General features: G+C 75.4%; 10 protein-coding genes. 2 read left to right on the top strand and 8 right to left on the bottom strand.

The features are described 5' to 3' along the window. Positions 1 to 53: 53 nt before the first annotated feature. Positions 54 to 926 (top strand): MBL fold metallo-hydrolase, encoded by an 873-nt coding sequence (locus tag NYF13_RS20050; RefSeq protein WP_315658776.1) that lies wholly within the window; start codon positions 54 to 56, stop codon positions 924 to 926. Here NYF13_RS20050 and NYF13_RS20045 read toward each other — a convergent pair. From NYF13_RS20045 to NYF13_RS20010, 8 genes are read right to left on the bottom strand one after another with little or no spacing between them, the layout of a single operon-like run. Further along, the gene (locus NYF13_RS20045; RefSeq protein ID WP_315658774.1) at positions 909 to 1,796 is read right to left on the bottom strand and encodes a TIGR03621 family F420-dependent LLM class oxidoreductase; all 888 of its coding nucleotides are present in this window, start codon (positions 1,794 to 1,796) and stop codon (positions 909 to 911) included. The two genes, NYF13_RS20050 and NYF13_RS20045, sit on opposite strands and share 18 nt — an antisense overlap. Then, the gene (locus NYF13_RS20040) at positions 1,793 to 4,783 is read right to left on the bottom strand and encodes a condensation domain-containing protein (protein WP_315658773.1); all 2,991 of its coding nucleotides are present in this window, start codon (positions 4,781 to 4,783) and stop codon (positions 1,793 to 1,795) included. Before NYF13_RS20040 ends, NYF13_RS20045 begins: the two co-directional genes overlap by 4 nt. Beyond that, positions 4,780 to 6,288 carry an amino acid adenylation domain-containing protein gene (locus NYF13_RS20035; RefSeq protein ID WP_315658772.1) on the bottom strand — a complete coding sequence of 503 codons (1,509 nt, stop codon included), beginning with the start codon at positions 6,286 to 6,288 and terminating at the stop codon, positions 4,780 to 4,782. Before NYF13_RS20035 ends, NYF13_RS20040 begins: the two co-directional genes overlap by 4 nt. Then, positions 6,285 to 6,494, bottom strand: coding sequence for an MbtH family protein (locus NYF13_RS20030; RefSeq protein ID WP_315658771.1), 210 nt, complete (start codon positions 6,492 to 6,494; stop codon positions 6,285 to 6,287). The genes NYF13_RS20035 and NYF13_RS20030 overlap by 4 nt, the downstream gene beginning before the upstream one ends. After that, positions 6,491 to 7,255 carry an alpha/beta fold hydrolase gene (locus tag NYF13_RS20025; protein ID WP_315658769.1) on the bottom strand — a complete coding sequence of 255 codons (765 nt, stop codon included), beginning with the start codon at positions 7,253 to 7,255 and terminating at the stop codon, positions 6,491 to 6,493. Before NYF13_RS20025 ends, NYF13_RS20030 begins: the two co-directional genes overlap by 4 nt. After that, the gene (locus tag NYF13_RS20020; protein ID WP_315658767.1) at positions 7,252 to 10,362 is read right to left on the bottom strand and encodes an amino acid adenylation domain-containing protein; all 3,111 of its coding nucleotides are present in this window, start codon (positions 10,360 to 10,362) and stop codon (positions 7,252 to 7,254) included. Before NYF13_RS20020 ends, NYF13_RS20025 begins: the two co-directional genes overlap by 4 nt. Then, positions 10,359 to 15,716, bottom strand: a complete 5,358-nt coding sequence (locus tag NYF13_RS20015) for a non-ribosomal peptide synthetase (RefSeq protein WP_315658765.1) — start codon at positions 15,714 to 15,716, stop codon at positions 10,359 to 10,361. The genes NYF13_RS20020 and NYF13_RS20015 overlap by 4 nt, the downstream gene beginning before the upstream one ends. Then, positions 15,713 to 16,000, bottom strand: coding sequence for a phosphopantetheine-binding protein (locus NYF13_RS20010; RefSeq protein ID WP_315658763.1), 288 nt, complete (start codon positions 15,998 to 16,000; stop codon positions 15,713 to 15,715). The genes NYF13_RS20015 and NYF13_RS20010 overlap by 4 nt, the downstream gene beginning before the upstream one ends. A gap of 209 nt (positions 16,001 to 16,209) precedes the next feature. On the opposite strand from NYF13_RS20010, the gene NYF13_RS20005 reads away from it, so the two are divergent. Beyond that, positions 16,210 to 19,230 (top strand): AMP-binding protein, encoded by a 3,021-nt coding sequence (locus NYF13_RS20005; RefSeq protein WP_315658762.1) that lies wholly within the window; start codon positions 16,210 to 16,212, stop codon positions 19,228 to 19,230. The last annotated feature ends 2 nt before the right edge of the window (positions 19,231 to 19,232 follow it).

The following is a 19,232-nucleotide window of genomic DNA, read 5'->3' as shown; positions in this document are numbered from 1 at the left end:
AGGGCCTATCGTCACTTAACGCAAACACTTAGCTTTTAACGAGGGAGGGGCTCATGACCTGGACTGTCGGCGAGCTGACCGTGCACCGGGTGGACGAGACACCGCTGCCGTCCGCCACCGGCGCCTGGCTGCTGCCCGCGGCGACCCCCGAGGTCGTCGCCCGGCAGGGCTGGCTCCGGCCGGACTTCGCCGGTGCGGACGGGGTCCTCCGGCTGGCCAGCCACAGTTTCGCCGTCACCGCGGGCGGCCGGCGGATCCTGGTGGACACCGGCATCGGCAACGGCAAGCAGCGGGCGAACCCGGCCTGGCACGACCTGCGCACGGACTACCTGCAGCGGCTCGCCGAGGCCGGTTTTCCCCCGGAGTCGGTGGACCTGGTGGTGCACACCCACCTGCACGCCGACCACGTCGGCTGGAACACGCGGCTGGCCGACGGCGAGTGGGTGCCCACGTTCCCGCGCGCACGGCACCTGGTTTCCCGGGTGGAACGGGAGTTCTGGGCCGGGTACCCGATGGACGGGCCGCGCCGCCGGATGTTCCGCGATTCGGTGCTGCCGGTCGAGGACGCGGGGCAGCTCGACCTCGTCGACCTCGGACCCGGCGGGGTGGAACTCGTGCCCGGGCTGAGCCTGGTGCCCACCCCGGGCCACACGCCCGGCCACGCCTCGGTGCGGCTGGACAGCGGCGGCCGCACGGCCCTGATCACCGGCGACTGCGTCCACCACCCGGTCCAGGTGGCGCGCCCGGACATCGGCAGCTGCGTCGACATCGACCCCGCGCTGGCCGAGCGCACCCGCCGCGCGCTGCTCGCCCCGTTCGCCGGGACCGGCGCGCTGGTGCTGGGCACGCACTTCCCGGCGCCGACGGCCGGCCGCGTCGTTGCCGATGGTGGTGGGCTGCGGTGGGAATCAGCGGCCGGACAGTAGCGCCACCACCGGGGCGAACTCGTACATCACGGACTCCTGGACGCAGACGTAGGAGATGCCGTAGCGCTCGCGGCGCTCCCGCAGCCGGTCGGCGATCCCGGCCGGAGAGCCGACCAGGACGGTGGGGACGTCCGCGAGCCGGCGCCCGGTCAGCTTCGGCATCCGGCGGCGGAGGGCGGCGATCGCCGCGTCCGGGTCGTCGGTGACCACCACGGTCTGGGCGAGCACGTTGCGTTCCACCGCTGCGGCGCGGTCGCCGGCGGCCCGGGCGAAGTACTCCGTGCGCTCCTGGACCGCTTCCGCGTCGAGCAGTTCGAGGCTTCCCCTGGTGGCCCCGGGTTTGAGCACCGCGGCGGAGAACGAAACCACGTCCGCGTACCGCGCGGCCAGCTCCAGCACGCGGTCACCGTTGCCGCCGAGCACCAGCGTCGGTCGCGGCGGGGCGGTGGCCACGCCGAGCTCACGCGGGTGGTCCAGCAGCCGGACGAGCTCGGCCACGGTGGCGGCCAGCCGGTCCACCCGCTGCCCGGCCGTCCCCCACTCCAGCCCGGCCCGGTCGAACTCCGAACGCACGTAACCGGTGCCGAGCCCCAGCTCCAGCCGTCCGCCGGTGAGCCGTCCCGCGGTGAAGACCTCGCGGGCCAGCAGCACCGGGTTCCAGAACGCGCAGTTGAGCACGAAGGTGCCCAGCCGCACCCGCTCGGTCACCGCCGCCGCGGCGGCCAGCGCCGGGAAGGGCGACTGGCCGCCGAGGTGGTCGGAGACGGTGAGCACGTCGTAACCGAGCTGCTCGGCGGTGCGGCACTGGGCCAGCCAGGAGTCCCGCTCGCCGAGAGCGGTGAGGTTGACCCCGAACCGGAAGGGCCTCACGGTCGCACCGGGCCGAGGTCCATTTCGGACAGTTTCGTGGCCAGGCCCGAGGCGAAGCCGCTGAGCACCGCGCCGACGTCGTGGGCCACGCGCCCGGCCTCGGCCGCGCCGAGCTGGTCGCCGCGGTAGGACAGGGTGCCCAGCAGGGCGTCGGAGGTTTCGGTGAAGGTGACCGTCATCGGGAACTTGCTGACCTCCTCGGCCCGCGACACGAAGTCGACCGGGGTCAGCCGGGCCGGGCCGAGGCGGGCGGACCAGCGGGCCACGCCGACGTTGTTGACCATCACGTCGACGTAGGGGGTGCGGCCCGCCCGTCGCGGCGGGCGCAGGGCCCGCACCACCGACTCGAACGGCACGTCCTGGTGGTCGAACGCGCTGATCACCCCCTCGCGCACCGAGTCCAGCAGGTCCGCCAGCGTGGTCTCGGGGCCGGTCCGGGACCGCAGGACCAGCGTGTTCAGCCGCGGGCCGAGGACCTCGCCCCGGTCGTGCGCGGCGACCGGGATGCCGAAGGTCAGATCGTCCTGCCCGGTCCGGCGGTGCAGGACCGCGGCCACCGAAGCGGCCGCGATCATGAACGCGGATACCTTCCGCTCCAGCCGCACCGGCAGCAGTGCCGCCGCCGTGCCCGCGGCCAGCGGGATCGGCACCCCGCCGTGGGGTTCCGGCTCCGCCGGGGCGGGCAGCTCCAGCGAGGCGGGCGCGCCGTCCAGCCGTTCCCGCCAGTGGGCCGCGGCTTCGGACCCCGTCTCGGGCTCGGTCCGGTCGTGGTACTGCGCGGGCGGCGGCGCCGTTCGCGCGCGGCCGGTGACCAGGCGGTGGCACAGCTCGAGTTCCCGCAGCAGCAACGGCACCGACTCGCCGTCGAGCACGAGGTGGTGCGCGCACAGGACGAGGACCTGATCGCTGCCGCCCACCTCGAACAGCCCGGCCCGCAGCAGCCGCCCCCGGGCGGGCTCCAGCGCCCGCCCGGCCCGCTCCGACCAGTCCGCCAGCCACTGCGAACGCTCGGCCGGAGAAAGCCCGCCCAGGTCGGCCGAGTCCACTTCGGACTCCTGCTCGGGCAGGGTCTCCTGGTACAGCAGTCCGTCCTGGTCCACGAACCGGGCCCGCAGGATCCGGTGCCGGGCGGTGAGCCGGGTGAGGGCGGCGCGCAGCGACCCGGGGTCCAGTCCGCCGGTCACCGTCCAGGACAACGGGATGTGGTACCGCGCGTGCTCCGGGTCCAGCCGCTCGGCCAGCCAGATGCCCTCCTGGAAGCGCGACGCGCGGAACACCGTCCCGGCCCGGGCCGGCGCCGCCCCCGAGCCCGCCGTCCGAGGCGCGCGGGCCACCACCCCGGCCAGGTCGGCCAGCACCGGGTGGGCGAACAGGTCCCGCACCGACACCTCCGCCCCGAGCCGCTCGTTGATCCGCAGCACCACCGTGGTGGCCAGCAGGGAGTGCCCGCCGAGGGCGAAGAACGAGTCCTGCGGGTCCACGGCCGGCACCCCGAGGCATTCGCGCCAGACCCGGGCGAGCGCTTCGACGGTTTCCTCGTCCGCCTCCGCCGGCCTCGCCGGCGGGGCCGCAACCGGCGCGGCGGCCGGTCCACCGGACCGGCTCGGGCCGAGCCCGGCGAGCCCTTCGGCCAGGGTCCGCCCGGGGTCGGCGGCCATCGCGGCCAGCAGCTCGAGGTGGTCCTCGGCGAGCGCGGTGAGCAGGCTGTGGTCGAGCGTGCCCTGGTGGTCCTGCCACAGCAGCGAAGACCCGTGGCGGTCCTCCTGCAGCAGCACGGTCAGCCGCTGGTCCGACGCGCTGGTCGCGTCCACCAGGTCCAGCTCGGCCCCGCCGAAGTCGAGCCGGTGCACGTCGTGGGGGCTGCCCACGGTGTTCCAGTGGGTCAGCACGACCTCGGGCAGCCGGTCGCGCGCCTCGGGCCCGGACAGGCCGGCCGCGCGCAGGATGGCCGAGAGCGGCAGCCCGCCGTGCGCGGCCGCGGCCCGGACGTCCTGGGCCAGCCGCCGGGAGAGCTCCCGGAAGGTGTCTTCGCCGCGTAGCCGCTGCCGGACCGGCAGGAGTCCGGCGAACGAGCCGACCTGCTGGGCCAGCGGCGTGCCGCGCCGCCCGTGGTGGGCGGTGGAGACGATCAGGTCTTCGGCCCCGGTGTGGTGGCGCAGCACGGCGAATAGCGCGCCGTAGACCAGGGTGAAGTAGGTGACCCGCAGCTCGCGCGCGGTCCGTTTCACCTCGGCCGCCAGCCCGGCCGGGACCGGCGCCACCACCGGCGCCGACCCCGCGCCCACCCGCAGCGGCCGGGCCGGGGCGGCCCCGGACAACGCCGCCCGCCAGAACTCCCGCAGCGGCGCGCCCTCCTCACCGACCGCCAGCGCCCACGACTTGCGCGCGTGCTCGGCGAACGGCGCCAGGTCTTGCGGCCCGTCCAGCCGCTCGCCGCGGTAGGCGCGGCTCAGCTCGTCGAGGACCTGGGGGACCGACGCGCCGTCCAGCACCAGGTGGTGCACGGTGAACACCACGGTGACGCCGTGCGGACCGCGCACCACTTCGGTCCGGGCGAGCGGCCCCCGCGCCAGGTCGATCGGACGCCGCCGCGCGCGCGAGACCGACCGCTCGTCCCCTTCGGTCAGCACGAACGGGATGTCCGGGACCCCGGCCCAGCCGAGGCGGGTGCCCTGCGGGGTCACCACCACCCGGGCGCCGAACGCCGGATACCGCACGCAGAGGGCGGCGACCGCTGCCCGGAGCCGGTCGAGGTCGAGCTCGCCGCGCACGGCGAGGGTCAGCGGCAGCAGGTGCGCCCACCGCCGCGGGGCCACCTGCCAGGAGACCCACATGGCCTCCTGCAGCGCCGACAGCGGGAGTTCCCCGCCGGGCCGCGGTCCGCCGGGTGCTGCTTCGGACCGCGCTGCGGGTGCCGCTTCGGGCCGTCGTTCAGGCAGTCGTTCGGGCAGTCGTTCAGGCAATGGGTCGAGCCTCCGGGTGGTCATCGCACCTGCTCGGCGAGGGTGCGCTTGTCGGCCTTGCCGGACGGGGTCAGCGGCAGCCCGTCCATGGCCACGAACCGGCCGGGGATCATGAACGCGGGCAGCGACTTCCGGCCGTGCGCGGCGATGCGCGCGGCGAGGCCGTCGACGGCCACGCCGGGGCGCGGGGAGTAGAACGCGACCAGGCTCTGCTCGCCGATGCGGCTGGTCGTGGGCAGCACGACCAGGTCGAGCACCCCGTCGGTGGCGGCCAGCACGTGCTCGATCTCGCCGATCTCGATCCGGAACCCGTTGATCTTCACCTGGTCGTCGGCCCGGCCCGCGTAGTCCAGGGTCCCGTCCGGGCGCACCGAGGCCAGGTCGCCGCTGCGGTAGACCCGGCGCGGGCCGCCGCCGAGGTCGAGCACCGGGTAGCGGGCGCCGGTCAGCTCCGGGCGGTTCAGGTAGCCCTGCGCCAGCTGCGGACCGGCCTGGTGCAGTTCGCCGATCACCCCCGGCGCCACCGGGCGGTCGTGCTCGTCCAGCACGAAGATCTCGGTGCCCGGCAGGGGAGTGCCCAGGCCCAGGTCCGGTTCGGCCGAATCCGGGTCCAGCCGCCGGTACATGGCGAACACGGTGGTCTCGGTGATGCCGTACATGGAGACGAACTCGGTGGGCCCGCCGTGGTGGCGCCGCCAGTCGCGGACCGAACCGGCGTCCACCGGTTCGCCGCCGAAGATGACGTACCGCAGGGCGGGCACGGCGGCGCCGGGCCCGGCCGCGCGGCTGAGGTACCGGAACACCGAAGGCACCTGGTTGAGTACCGTGACCCCGTGCTCGACCAGGAAGCCGAGCGTGGCCTCGGGGGAGCGGGCCACGTCCGCGGGAGCCACCGCGACCCGGGCGCCGTGGCTCAGCGCGCCCCACAGCTCCCACACCGAGAAGTCGAAGCAGTAGGAGTGGAACAGCGCCCAGACGTCGTCGGCGCGCAGGTCGAAGACCTGGTCGCAGGCGCCGAGCAGCGCGGTCACGTTCCGGTGCGACACCACCACGCCCTTGGGCGTCCCCGAGGAGCCGGAGGTGTAGATGACGTACGCGGGAGCGTCCGGTGTGGACGGTGGAAGGGCCGGCTCCTCACCGGGCCAGGGCTGCTCCTCGACGGCCACGACCTGGGCCTCGGGCAGCACCGGTCCGGTGTCCTGATCGGACACCACCAGGTCCACCGCCGCGTCGGCGGCCATGTACCGGATCCGCTCGCGCGGGTAGTCCGGGTCGAACGGCACGTAGGCGCAGCCCGCCTTCAGCACGGCCAGGATCGCGACCACCTGGCCGGTCCCGCGCCGCAGGTACAGCCCGATCCGCCCGCCCGGCTCCGGCCGGTAGCGCCGGAGCACGGTGGCCAGCCGGGTGGAGCGCTCGTCCAGCTCGCGGTAGGTCAGCTCGTCGCGCTCGTCCACCACGGCGACCGCGTCCGGGGTGGCCTCCGCCTGCCGGGTGAACAGCTCGTGCAGGCACAGCCCCGCGGTCACGAGCGCGCGCTCTTCGGCCGCAGGTCGGTCCAGAGCACCTCGATCTGGGCCAGGCAGGCGGACTTCGGCTGCGGTCCGCCGACCGCGGCCCAGCCTTCGGGCCGGTCGCGGTCGCCGGGCCAGATCGAATACTGCCCCTCGTCGTTGCGCACCACGACGTAGTCCCGCTGGTCGTCATCCTCGAACACGGGCAGGGTCCCCCTCATCGGGTCGAGCGGAGTGGTCGGACATGGTCGAGCAGCAGGGCGGACAGGTCCGCGAACAGCCCGGCGCGGGCCGGTCCGTCCTGGACGAAGTGGCCGCCGGGGAAGACCCGGGTGCGGAAGGCGCCGCCGGTGTGCGCCCGCCACCCCTCGAGGTCGGCCGGGGGCACCGCCGGGTCGGCGTCCCCGCCGTAGACGGTGATCGGCACCGGCAGGGGGGCCGGGTGCCGGTAGCGGTAGTGGTGGTCGAGCTCGAAATCGGCCCGCAGCGAGCGGATCGCGGTGCGCCGGACGGCCGGTTCGGCCAGCCCGCCCGCGGCCGGTCCGCCGAGGCCGGTGGCCACGGCAAGCACCTCCGCCTCGGGCAGCCGGTGGCCGGCGAACCCGGCGTTGCCCCGCGCGGGCGCCCGGTGCGCCGCCACGACCAGCGCGAGCGGGGTGGTCGCCGGGTCGCGGGCCAGCCGGGCGGCGGTTTCGAAGGCGATCAGCGCGCCGAGGCTGTGCCCGAGCACCACCACCGGCGGGCCCGGGTCCGCGGCCACCGCCGCGGCCAGCCCGTCCGCGTAGGGCTCCATCCGGGTCAGCGGCTCCTCGCGCAGCCGCGCGCCCCGGCCGGGCGGCTGCACGGCGCAGACCTCGACCTGGTCGGGCAGCTCGCGGGACCAGCCGTGGAACATCGACGCCGAGCAGCCCGCGCCCGGCACGCACACCAGGCGCACCACCGCGTCCGGGCGCGGCGGGAAGCACCGCAGCCAGCGGCTCACCGGCCGCTCCTCAGGTGCGCGGCCAGGTCCTCGACGGTCGGGTTCCGGAAGAGGTCGCCGACGCTGAGCCGCAGCCCCGCCTCCCGGGCCCGGTGCACCACCTGGATCCCCTTGAGCGAATCGCCGCCGATGCCGAAGAAGTCCTCGCCGAGCCCGACCGAAGCGCGGCCGAGCACCCGCAGCCAGATCTGCGCCAGCGTCCGCTCCAGCTCGTCGCGGGGCTCCGCGGCCCCCCACGGCCCGGCCGGCCCGGCCGGCTCAGACGACTCGGACGGCTCGGGCAGTGCGGCGCGGTCGACCTTGCCGCTGCGGCCCAGCGGGAGCCGGGGCAGCACCACGAACCGCGACGGCACCAGGTAACCCGGCAGCCGGGCCCGCAGCCGTTCGCGCACCGGGCCGGCCGGATCACCGCCACCGGGAGCGCCGAGGCCACCGTGGTGGGGCACCAGGTACGCGGTGAGCCCACGCTCGGTGGCGGTCACCACGGCGTCGCGGACCTCCGGGTGCTCGCGCAGCGCGTTCTCGATCTCGCCGAGCTCGACCCGCACCCCGCGCACCTTGACCTGGTGGTCGCCCCGGCCCTGGTAGTCGAGGGCGCCGTCCGGGCGCCACCGCACCAGGTCGCCGGTGCGGTAGAGCCGCTGCCCCGGCCGCCGGGCGAACGGGTGCGGCACGAACCGCTCCGCGGTGGCCGCGGGCAGCCCGAGGTACCCGCGGGCCAGCGCGACCCCGCCGAGGAACAGCTCACCGGTCACCCCCGGCGGCACCGGGCGCAGCTCGGGGTCGAGCACGTAGGTCTCCACCCCGGCCAGCGGCCGGCCGATCGGCACGCCCGGGCCGTCACCGCCGCGGCACTCCCAGCCGGTGACCTCGATCGAGGCCTCGGTCGGTCCGTAGAGGTTCACCAAGCGGCCCGGCAGCAGCGAAAGGCAGCGGTCGCGCACCGCGGCGGGCAGGGCCTGCCCGCTGCACAGCACCCGGCGCAGCGTTGCGCAGCGGTCCAGACCGGGCTCGCCGAGGAACGCCTCCAGCATCGGCGGCACGAAGTGCACCGTGGTCACCGCTTCGCGCTCGATGAGCTCCACCAGGTACGCCGGGTCGCGGTGCCCGCCGGGCTCGGCGACGACCAGCGCCGCGCCCGTGGTCAGCGGCCACAGCAGCTCCCACACGGACACGTCGAACGTGGTGGGCGTCTTGTGCAGCACCCGGTCGTCCGCGGCCAGGGGATGGGCCCGGCGCTGGGCGGCGATCCGGTTGGCCAGGCCGCGGTGGGCCACGGCGACGGGCTTCGGCGGTCCGGTGGAGCCGGAGGTGCTGATCACGTACGCCAGGTCTTCCGGGCCCGCCGGACGCCGCACCATCGGCGCCTCGACCCCGTCGTCGGCCGGCTCGTCCACCAGCAGCACCGGGACCCCGGCCGGGACCGGCGCGGTGGGCGCGGTGGCCAGCACCAGGGCCGCGCCGGTCGCGCGGAGAAGCGCGGCGGTGCGGGCCGGCGGGTCCTCCGGGGAAAGCGGCAGGTAGGCGCAGCCCGCGGCCAGCACACCGACCACGGAGGTCACCAGCTCGACGCCGCGCTCCAGGTACAGCGCGACCACGGTGTCCGGGCCCGCGCCGGCCGAGGCCAGCCGCCGGGCCAGGGTCCCGGCCCGGCGCGCGAGCCCGGCGTAGGACAGCCGCTCCTGCTCGAACACGACCGCGGTCGCGTCCGGTGTGGACAGTGCCTGCCGCTCGATGAGCCCGGTCACCGGGCCCGTCCACGGGTGGGCTTCACCGCCGTGGCTCCAGTCGTTGAGGATGCGTGCGCGTTCTTCCCCCTCGGACAGCTCGAAGCGCGACAGCGGGGTGCCCGGCTCGGCCAGCGCGGTGCGCAGCACGGTCAGGAACCGCCGCGCCGTGGTCTCGACGTCGGCGGCGTCGAACAGCTCGGTCCGGTAGTGCAGCGCGCAGTCGGCCCCGCCGGCGTCGGGCCGGATCTCCAGCCACAGGTCGGTGAACACGCTCGAGGTGGGCACCGGGAAGATCTCCGCGCCCAGCCCGGCGAACTCCGGCGCCGCCGCCGGCTGCTGGACGGCGAACATGGTCTGGAACAACGGGTCGTGCCCGCCGGAGCGGTGCCGCACCAGCTCGGCGACGATCCGGTCCAGCGGCACGTCCTGGTGGGCCACGGCGTCGAGCACCGTGCGCCGCACCCGGTTGAGCACCTCGGTGAAACCGGGGTCGCCGGTCAGGTCCACGCGGACCGGCATGGTGTTGACGAACATGCCCACCACCGGCCCGAGCGAAGCCCCGGAGCGGCCCGCGCCGGGGCTGCCGACGACCAGGTCGCGCGCGCCGGTCAGCCGCGACAACAGCACCGCGTACGCCGAGAGCAGCAGGATGTAGGGCGTCACCCGGCCGCGGGCGGACGCGGTGCGCACCTCGGCCCACAGGCCGGCGTCGAGCCGCGTGCGGTGCGTGGCCCCGGCGAACCCCTGCGTGGCCGCCCGGGGCCGGGTGGTCGGCAGCGCGAGCAGTTCGGGCGCTCCGCCGAGCCGGTCGCGCCAGTGGTCCAGCTCGGCGCGCAACCGCTCGCCGGTGAGCTCCTCCCGCTGCCGCGCGGCGTATTCGCCGAACTGCGGGGCCGGCTCCAGCGAGTCCCCCTGGTACAGCGCCGCCAGTTCGTCGAGCACCACGGCCATCGACCAGCCGTCGCACACGATGTGGTGGCACACCACGGTCAGCACGTGCTCGGTCTCGCCGAGCCGCAGCAGGCCGGCGCGCAGCAGCGGCCCGGTGGTGAGCGTGAACGGGCGGGCGATCTCCCGGGCCACCGCCTCGCGGGCCTGCTCCTCGCCGCCGATCTCGCGCACGGTCAGCTCCGGCGCCGCTTCCGCGGCCACCCGCTGGAACGGCTCGCCGTCCACGACGGTGAAGGTGGTGCGCAGCGCCTCGTGGCGGGCGACCACCGCGGTCAGCGCCCGGCGCAGCGCCCCGACGTCGATCGGGCCGCGCAGGCGCACTGCGGTGACCAGGTGGTAGGCCGAGCCGGTTTCGCCGATCTGGTCGAGCATCCACAGCCGGCGTTGCGCGAACGAAGCCGGGGTCAGCGAGGCGGTGGCCCTCACGCGTCCGCCTCGGCCCGGTACCGGTCCACGACCTGGGCCAGCCCGCGGACGGTGGGCTCCTCGAACACGTCTTCCAGGGTCAGCGCCACCTCGAACCGCTCGTCGACCAGCGCCATCAGCTGCACGGCCGCGAGCGAGTCGCCGCCGTGCTCGAAGAAGTCCGGGTCTTCGACGTCTTCGGCCACGCCCAGCACCTGCTGGAACAGCCGGAGCAGCACCGGTTCGACCGGGCCGGTGGCGCGTGCGGGGGCGACGGCCGGGGTCGCGGCCACCGCCTCGGGCCGGACCAGGTGCTCCTGGCGTTCGAACGGGTAGGTCGGCAGCACCACCCGGCGGCGCGGCGCCCCGGCGTGCACCCGGTCCCAGTCGATGCGCACCCCGGCCTGCCACAGCCCTCCGACGGCGTCGAGCAGCGCGCGCAGCGGCTCGCCCTCGTCGGTGAGCGACACCCGCCGGTCGCCGATTTCGAGGTCGAGCACGCCGGACCCGAGGTTCTCGCCGGTGGCCCGGCCGATCCCCTCGGCCAGCGGGAGCGCCCCGGTGACGCAGGCCGCGACCACCGCCCCGGTGCCCTCGCCGGTGACCGTCTCCGGCTCCACCCCCCAGTCGAGCAGCAGCCGGCCCAGCGCGTACCGCATGGCGAACGCCTCGGCCTCCGAGCTGATCGCCCGGCACTGCTCCACCGCGGCGCGGAACGCCGGGAAGCGGTCGAACACCTTGCTCCAGCCCAGGTCGCCGGAGATCGGCGGGAACCGCAGCACCACCGACGGCCGGGCCCCGGATTCCCGGCCGGTGACCGCGGCGAGCGCGTCCAGCGCCTGCCCGGCGTCGCCGCAGGCCGCCTGCCAGCGGTGGGCGAAGGCGTGCCGCCCCCGCTGCAGGGTGGCGGCGACGTCGTCCAGCGGCAGGTCCGGGTGGGCGCGCAGGTGCGCGGCCAGCTCAGTGGCCATTGTGGACAGTGCGGCCGGGGTGCGGGCGGAGAGCACCAGCAGCACCGCTTCCGAGGCCCGCGCCGGGGCCGGCCGCGGCGGCGCCTCCTCCAGCACGGCGTGCGCGTTGGTGCCGCCGATGCCGAACGAGCTGACCCCGGCCCGGCGCGGTGCGGCGGAGCCGGGCCACTCGCGGTTCGCGGTCGTGACCTCGAACGGGCCGGAGGCGAAGTCGATGCGGGGATTGGGCGCGGTGTGGTGCAGGGTCGCGGGCAGCGTCCGGTGCTCCAGCGCCAGCACGGCCTTCATCAGCCCGGCGACGCCCGCGGCGGTGTCGGTGTGCCCGATGTTGGTCTTGACCGAACCCAGCGCGACCCGGCCCGCCGGTACCCCGTCGAAGGCCTCGGCCAGCGCGGTGACCTCGATCGGGTCGCCCACCGGCGTGCCGGTGCCGTGCGCTTCGACGTACCCGACGGAATCGGGCGTCACCTCGGCGATCGAGTGCGCGAGGCGGACCACCTCGACCTGCCCGTGCACCCCCGGCGCGGTGTACCCGGCGCGCCGGCGGCCGTCGTTGTTCACGGCCGTGCCGCGGATGACCGCGTGCACGTGGTCGCCGTCGGCCAGCGCGTCGTCCAGGCGGCGCAGCACCACGATGCCGGCGCCGTCACCCGCGACGATGCCCCGCGCGTCTTCGGAAAAGGTCTTGCAGCGGCCGTCGGGCGACATCGTGCCGCCCTCCTTGAACCAGTAGCCGGTGCGCGGCACCCGCAGCGTCACCCCGCCCGCCAGCGCGAAGTCGCAATCGCCGGCCAGCAACGCGCGGCCCGCTTCGTGCACGGCGACCAGCGAAGTCGAGCAGGCGGTCTGCACGGCGACGCTCGGCCCGTTCAGCCCGAGGGCGTAGCTGACCCGTGTCACCAGGTGCTCGGGCTCGTTGGCCAGGCTCAGGGAAAGCTCGTCCAGCCCGGGGAAGCGGCCGGCCAGTGACTCGACCAGCCGGGCGTAGCCGTTGCGCCCGGCCCCGGCGTAGAGCCCGACCACGCCGGGCACGGCGGACGGGTCGTAGCCGGCCCGCTCCAGCACCTCCCAGGCCAGCTCCAGGAACATCCGGTGCTGCGGGTTCAGGATCACCGCGTCGCGGGCGGTGATGCCGAAGAAGTCGGCGTCGAAGGCCCCGAACCCGTCCACGGCGCCGTGCGCGGTCACGTACCGCGGATCGGTGCTCAGCGCGGGGTCTTCGCCCCATTCGGCCAGCTCTTCGGCGGAGAAGTCGCGGACGGAGTCGACGCCGCCGGTCAGGTTGAGCCAGAACTGCTCGGGCGTGACGGCTCCGGGGAACCGGCAGGCCAGGCCGATCACGGCCAGGTGGGTGTCGGTGTCGGTCAACGGATCGGTCCTTTCGGCGCGGGCGCGGCGGCGCACGGCGGGCAGTCGTCCCGGGCGGTGGTCCGCGCGCGGGCGGGCACCGGCCGGGCGGTCCAGGTGCCGGGCGAATCCCGCGACGGTGGGGTGGGCGTAGAGGTCGGTGACGGGCACCGCGTGGCCGAGTTCGCCGCGCAGCCGGGCGCTGACCGCGGTCAGCAGCAGGGAGTGGCCGCCGACGTCGAAGAAGTTGTCCTCCGGGCCGAACGCGTCGTGGCCCAGCACCGCGGACCACACCCGGGCGATCAGCTCCTCGGTCTCGGTGGTGCACCCGCGGCGGTCGGCCCGCAGCTCGGCCGCGCCGGCGGCCAGCGCCGTGCGGTCGACCTTTCCGTTGGGGCTGAGCGGAAAACCGGACCGGACGAAGTACCGGTGCGGGCGCATGTAGGACGGCAGCGCCCGGCCGGTGTGCTCGTGCAGCTCGGCGCGGGAGAGGTCTTCGGCGCCCACCAGGTAGGCGGTGAGCCCGGTGCCTTCGGGCACGACCACGGCGTCGCGCACCCGCGGGTGGGTGCGCAGCACGTTCTCGATCTCACCGGCCTCGACGCGGAACCCGCGCACCTGCAGTTGCGCGTCGTTGCGGCCGAGGAATTCCAGTGCGCCGCCGGGACCGCGGCGGACCAGGTCGCCGGTGCGGTAGAGGCGCCGTCCCGGCGAGCCGGCGAAGGGGTGCGGCACGAACCGGTCCGCGGTCAGCGCCGCCCGGCCGAGGTAGCCCCGGGCCAGCCCGGCGCCGCCCAGGTACAGCTCGCCGGTGACCCCGTCCGGGACGGGCTGGAGCTCGGCGTCCAGCACGTACGCGCCGACCCCGGGCCGCGGGTGCCCGATCGGGGGCAGTCCCGCCGCCGCGCCGACGGGGCCGGAGGTGGCCACCACGGTGCCTTCGGTGGGCCCGTAGTTGTTCACCAGCCGGAACGGCAGCGGACCGCGGACCGCGTGCAGCCGGTCCCCGCCGGTCAGCACCGTGCGGGGCGCGTGGGCGGCGGTCCAGGGCAGGAGGTTCTCCAGCAGGGGAGTGGGCAGGAAGGTGCTGGTGATCCGCCGCTGCGACAGCCACTCGCGCAGCTCACCCGGGCTGGACAGCAACTCGGCGGGCGGCACCTCCAGCGTCGCCCCGGCGCTCAGCGCGGTGAAGACCTCCCACAGCGAGGCGTCGAAGCCGGGCCCGGCGATCAGCGTGGTGCGGTCCCGGGGCCCGAGGCCGAACTCCCGGTGGTGCCAGGAGACCAGGTGGGCCAGGGCGGCGGCCTCGACGACCACGCCCTTGGGCCGGCCGGTCGAACCGGAGGTGTGCACGACGTAAGCGGCACCGGTGTTCTCGCCGGTGCCGGTCCCACCGGAGGGGGCCGCCACCTCGCCCCGGTCTTCTCGGTCTTTCGGGGGCCGGGACGCGCGCACGTCGTCGAGGTCGGCCAGGGTGACCAGCGGGGCGGCCTCGTCGAGGATCGCGGCCAGCCGGTCCGGGGGCTGGGCCGGATCGAGCGGGACGCCGGTGGCGCCGGACTTGAGGACGGCCAGGTGGGCGATCACCAGCTCCGCGCCGCGCGGCAGCCGGATCGCGACCAGCGTGCCCGGCCCGGCCCCGGCCGCGCGCAGCCGGGCGGCGACCGCTCCGGCGCGGCGGTCGAGTTCGCCGTAGGTCAGCTCCTCGCCGGTCGTGCGCACCGCGACCGCTTCCGGGGCGGCCTCGACGCGGGCGGCGATCAGTGCTTCCACCGGCGGCGCGGGGTGCGGCGCGGACCGGTCTTCGGTCAGCTCGCGGTGTTCCGCGGCGGACAGCAGCGGAAGCCGCGCCACCGGTGTGTCCGGTGCTTCCAGTGCCGCAGCGAGCAGACGCGCGTACCGGTCCGCCGCGGCGGCCACGGTGGCGGCGTCGTGCACGTCGGTCCGGTATTCGAACGAAGCCCGCGGCCAGGCCACCCGCAGGACGAGGTCGAAGGCCGGGGTGCGCACGGGCAGCGTCACCGCGGAAGCGCTCAACCCGGGCAGCCCCGGCTCCTGCGCGGGCGGCTCCTCGTAGCTCATGACCGTCCGGAACAGCGGGTGCCCGGCCAGCCGGTCGAAGCGGGCGGACTGGTGCTCTTGCCCGTCCAGCAGGCTTTCGCGGACCTGGCCGAGCAACTGCGCGAAAGTCAGGCCCGGGCCGATCCGCACCCGGACCGGCAGCACGGTGACCACCAGCCCGACCACCCGCTGCAGCGCCGGTTCGGCCCGGCCGCTCGAGGGCACGCCGATCACCACGTCCGCGGTCGCGGACATCCGGGCCAGCAACCCGGCGTAGGCGGCCAGCAGCGTCACGGTCCGCGTGACCCGGTACCGCGCCGCGACCGCGTCCACGAGGGCCGGCAGAGCCGCGGGCAGGGGCACCGGGCAGGTGGCCCCGCCGGGCACCGGATCGGCCGGGCGGGGGCCGGGCAGGCCGGACCGCGGCGGCGCGCCCGCGAGCTTCCGCTGCCAGTAGGAAAGCGCTTCCTCCGGCCCCGGCTCCGATGCGGTCCACTCCGGAGCACCACCCCCCGGCGGGGGCAGCGGGGTGACCGCGCCGTAGAGGGCCGCGAGTTCCTCGTCGATCAGCCCGACCGACCAGCCGTCGGCGACGATGTGGTGCAGCACCAGGACCAGCGTGTGGTCGTCTTCGGCCACCCGCAGCAGGTGCGCGCGCAGCACCGGGCCCGCGACCAGGTCGAACGGCGCGTGGACGAGCGCCGCGACGGCCTGGTCGAGCGCCGGCCCGTCCGCCACGGCCGAGACCGCCAGGGGGACCGGGGCCGGGGGTCCGATCCGCAGCACGGGCCGGCCGTCGACCTCCGGGAAGACCGCGCGCAGCCCTTCGTGGCGCCCGGCCAGCGCGGTCAGGGCCCGCCGCAGGGCGGGCACCTCGAGCCGGCCCCGCAGCCGCACGGCCTTGACCACGTTGTACTCGTCGCTTTCCGGCCGCAGGCGCCACAGGAACCACAATTGTTCCTGAGCGGGCGACAGCCGGGCGAACGTGCTGGTCAAGACCGTTCCGGCGCAGTGGCGGAATGGGCGAACTCGGACAGTTCGCGCACGGTCGGCATTTCGAAGAACTCGGCCAGGGTGAGGCGGACGTGCAAATCGCGGGCCATCCGGGAAATGACCTGGGAGGCGGCCAGGGAATGACCGCCGAGCTCGAAGAAGTCATCGTTCGCGGTGATGCCGTCGATCCGCAGGACTTCTTCCCAGATCCGGGTTACCGCGGTCTGAATGGCGGGGATCGCGGGGGTGTCCCGGCGTTGCTCCCCGTCGGTGAAATTCGCGTTCATGCGGCTGAATTGTCGATTGTCACGGCCCCGACTATAACCACGCTCGGTCGCGCTGTGGACCAACATTCGAGTGAACAGCGTCACCGCACACCGCTGTGAGGGGGGTTACACCCGCTCGGAGCACACGGCCGCCATTGTTTTCGAGGATAATTGTGCACAATAAGATTAATCCGCGTGAAATCCCTTCGGTTCGAGGAGCTCTCGCCGTTATGTCTGAGATCGGCCGGATGCGGGATTCCCGTACCGCCCCCGGCTACCCGCCGCTGACCCCCGCCGAGCACGCCCTGTGGTACCTGGATCGGCTGTACCCAGGCAGTTCCCTCTACCACGTGCCGCTCGCGGTGCTGCTCACCGGCCCGCTCGACCGGGCGGCGCTGACCCGTTCGCTGACCGCGCTGGCCGCCCGGCACGAGGCCTTTCGGACCACTTTCCCGGTACGCGAGGGCAAACCGTACCGGCACGTCGCCCGGACGGCGTCGATTTCCCTGCCGCTGAGCGTGAGCACCGGTGACGCTTTCCCCGCGCTGCTGGACGAATGGGCCCGGGAGCCGTTCGACCTGGCCGGCGGGCCGTTGTGGCGGACGCGCCTGATCCGCCTCGGCCCGGAGGACCACGTGCTCTCCCTCCGGCTGCACCACGTCATCTGCGACGGCTGGTCCGTGCGGCTGCTGTTCGAGGAGCTGGGCGAGGGGTACTCGGGCGCGCCACCGCGTCCGCCGCTGGAGACGCCCGCGGCGGCGGAAGCCGTGTCCGAGTCCTCGCTCCGGTGGTGGTCGCAGACCCTCGACGGGGTCCCGGCCGTCCTCGGCCTCCCGCCCGGCGCGCGGGGGAGCGGGCCGCGTTCGACCGCGAGCGCGGTGCACCGGTTCCGCCTCGCCGGCGGCCTGGTCCGGACCCCGCCGCGGACCACGCCGTTCGTCGTGCTGCTGGCGGCGTACGCGCTGGTGCTCGGCCGGGCGACCGGGCGGTACGACGTGGTGGTCGGCGTGCCCGCCTCCACCCGGTCGGCCCCGGAGCTGGAACCGCTGATCGGCCTGTTCGTCACCACGGTCCCGGTCCGGATCGACCTGGCGGGCGACCCCACCTTCGACGTCCTGGTCCACCGCGTGCGCGGCGCGCTGCTGGCCGCGCTCGACCACCAGGTCCCGTTCGACGCGCTGGTGGAGCGCCTGCGGCTGCCCCGCGACCCGGCCGGGCTGCCCTTGGTGCAGGCCACTTTCGGCTTCGAGCCCGGGCCGCCGGCCGGCCCGGAGCTGGCCGGGCTCACCGCCACCGCCCTGCCCGCCCCGCTGCTGCCCGCCAAGTTCGACCTCGACGCCGTGGTCTCCCTCGCGGCGGACGGCAGCGGCGACCTCGAAGCCGAGTTCGGCTACGCCACCGACCTGCTCGGCGCGCCGGAGGTCCGCACGCTGGCCTCGCGGTTCGCCGAGGTGCTCCGGCGGGCCCGCGATCCGCACCGCCGCCTGGCCGAGCTGGTCGACGAACCGCCGGCCGAGGCGGCCGAGCCCGCCCGGCCGACGGCGGTCCCGGTGCCCGAGCTCGTGCTCCGGCAGGCACTGTCCACTCCGGACGCTCCGGCGGTGGCCGGCCGGTCCGGCACCAGCACCTACCGCGAGCTGGTGGCCCAGGCGCAGGCGCTCGCCGGCGAGCTCCGCCGGCACGGCGTCCGGCCGGGTGAGGTCGTCGCGCTGTCCCTGGCGCGTGGCCCGGGGGTCCCGGCCGCGGTGCTGGGCGTGCTCCTGGCGGGCGCGGCCTACCTGCCTTTGGACCCGCGCCACACCGAAGCGCACGCGGCCGAGCTGATCGAGCGGGCCGGGGCCCGGCTGCTGCTGACCGACGAGGGGGTGAAGCCGTTGCCCGGCGGCGGCGCCGCCCGGCCCGGTTCGGCCTACGTCCTGTTCACCTCGGGCTCGACCGGAAGGCCCAAGGGGGTGGTGGTCGGGCACGCGGCCCTGGCCAACCACGCCCAGGCCATGCGGGACCGGCTGGGGCTGCGGCCGGGCGACCGGGTGCTGCAGTTCGCCGGCCTCGCGTTCGACGTGGCCGCGGAGGAGATCTTCCCGACCCTGCTGGCCGGCGCCTGCGTGGTGGTCTGCCCGGACCCACCCGCACCCGCGGAGTTCACCGCGGTGCTGCGGCGGCTGGAGATCACCGTGGCCAACCTGCCCTCCGGCTACTGGCAGAGGTGGGCGGCGGGCGCTCCGTCGGTCCCGTCGCTGCGCCTGCTGGTGGTGGGCAGCGAGCCGGTCGACCCGGGTGCGCTCGCCGCCTGGTGCCGGGGCCCGGCCGTCCCGGTCGTCAACGCCTACGGGCTCACCGAAACCACGATCACGGCGCTGACCCACCGGATCGCCCCGGACTTCGCCGGCCGGTCGGTGCCCGTCGGCACCCCGCTGGCGGGCGTGGTGGCCCGCGTCCTCGACCCCGAACTGCGCCAGGTGCCACCGGGGGTGGAGGGTGAGCTCTACATCGGCGGCGTGGCCTTGGCCGACGGCTACCTGGGAGCCCCGGCGCTCACCGCGGCCCGCTTCGTCCCCGACCCCGGCCGGCGCGGTGCCCGCCTGCACCGCACGGGCGACCGGGCCCGGCGCCACGAGGACGGAACCGTGGAAGTGCTCGGGCGGGCCGATGGTCAGTTCAAAGTGGACGGCTACCGGATCGAGCCCCACCAGGTGGAGGCCGCGCTCACCGCGCACGCCGAAGTGGAGCAGGCCGCGGTCACCGTCCACAAGGGATCCGATGGCACGCCGCGGCTGTGTGGCTACGTGGTGCCTCGGGTCCCGGACGACCTTCGCGCGCAGCTGGCCCAGCGGCTGCCGTACCACCTGATCCCGGCTTCGCTGACCGCGCTGCCGGTCCTGCCGCTCACTGCCAGCGGAAAGGTCGATCGCGGCGCCCTGCCCGCGCCCGGTCCCGGCCGGGCCTCGGCCGCCGCGCCGCCGCGGACCCCGTGGGAACGCAAGCTGGTGACGCTGCTGCGCGAGCTGCTGGGCACCGAGGAGATCGGCGTGCACGACAACTTCTTCGACCTGGGCGGTACTTCGCTGACGTTGGCCACCCTCCACTTGCGACTCGACGCACCCGTGGCGCTGGTCGCGTTCTACCAGCACCCCACGGTCGCCGGGCTCGCCGCGTACTTGTCCGGCGGCCGGGAACGGGAGGCTCCGCCCGCCCCGGCGGCGAAGGCCGGGCTGGGTCGGCTGGCCGGGCTCCGGCGGAAGCAGCGGTGAAC

It is taken from the genome of Amycolatopsis sp. PS_44_ISF1 (genome assembly GCF_032335455.1).
GTDB lineage: Bacteria > Actinomycetota > Actinomycetes > Mycobacteriales > Pseudonocardiaceae > Amycolatopsis.
Note: the sequence above shows the minus strand (reverse complement) of the source record. Positions and strands in the feature narration are given on the sequence as shown.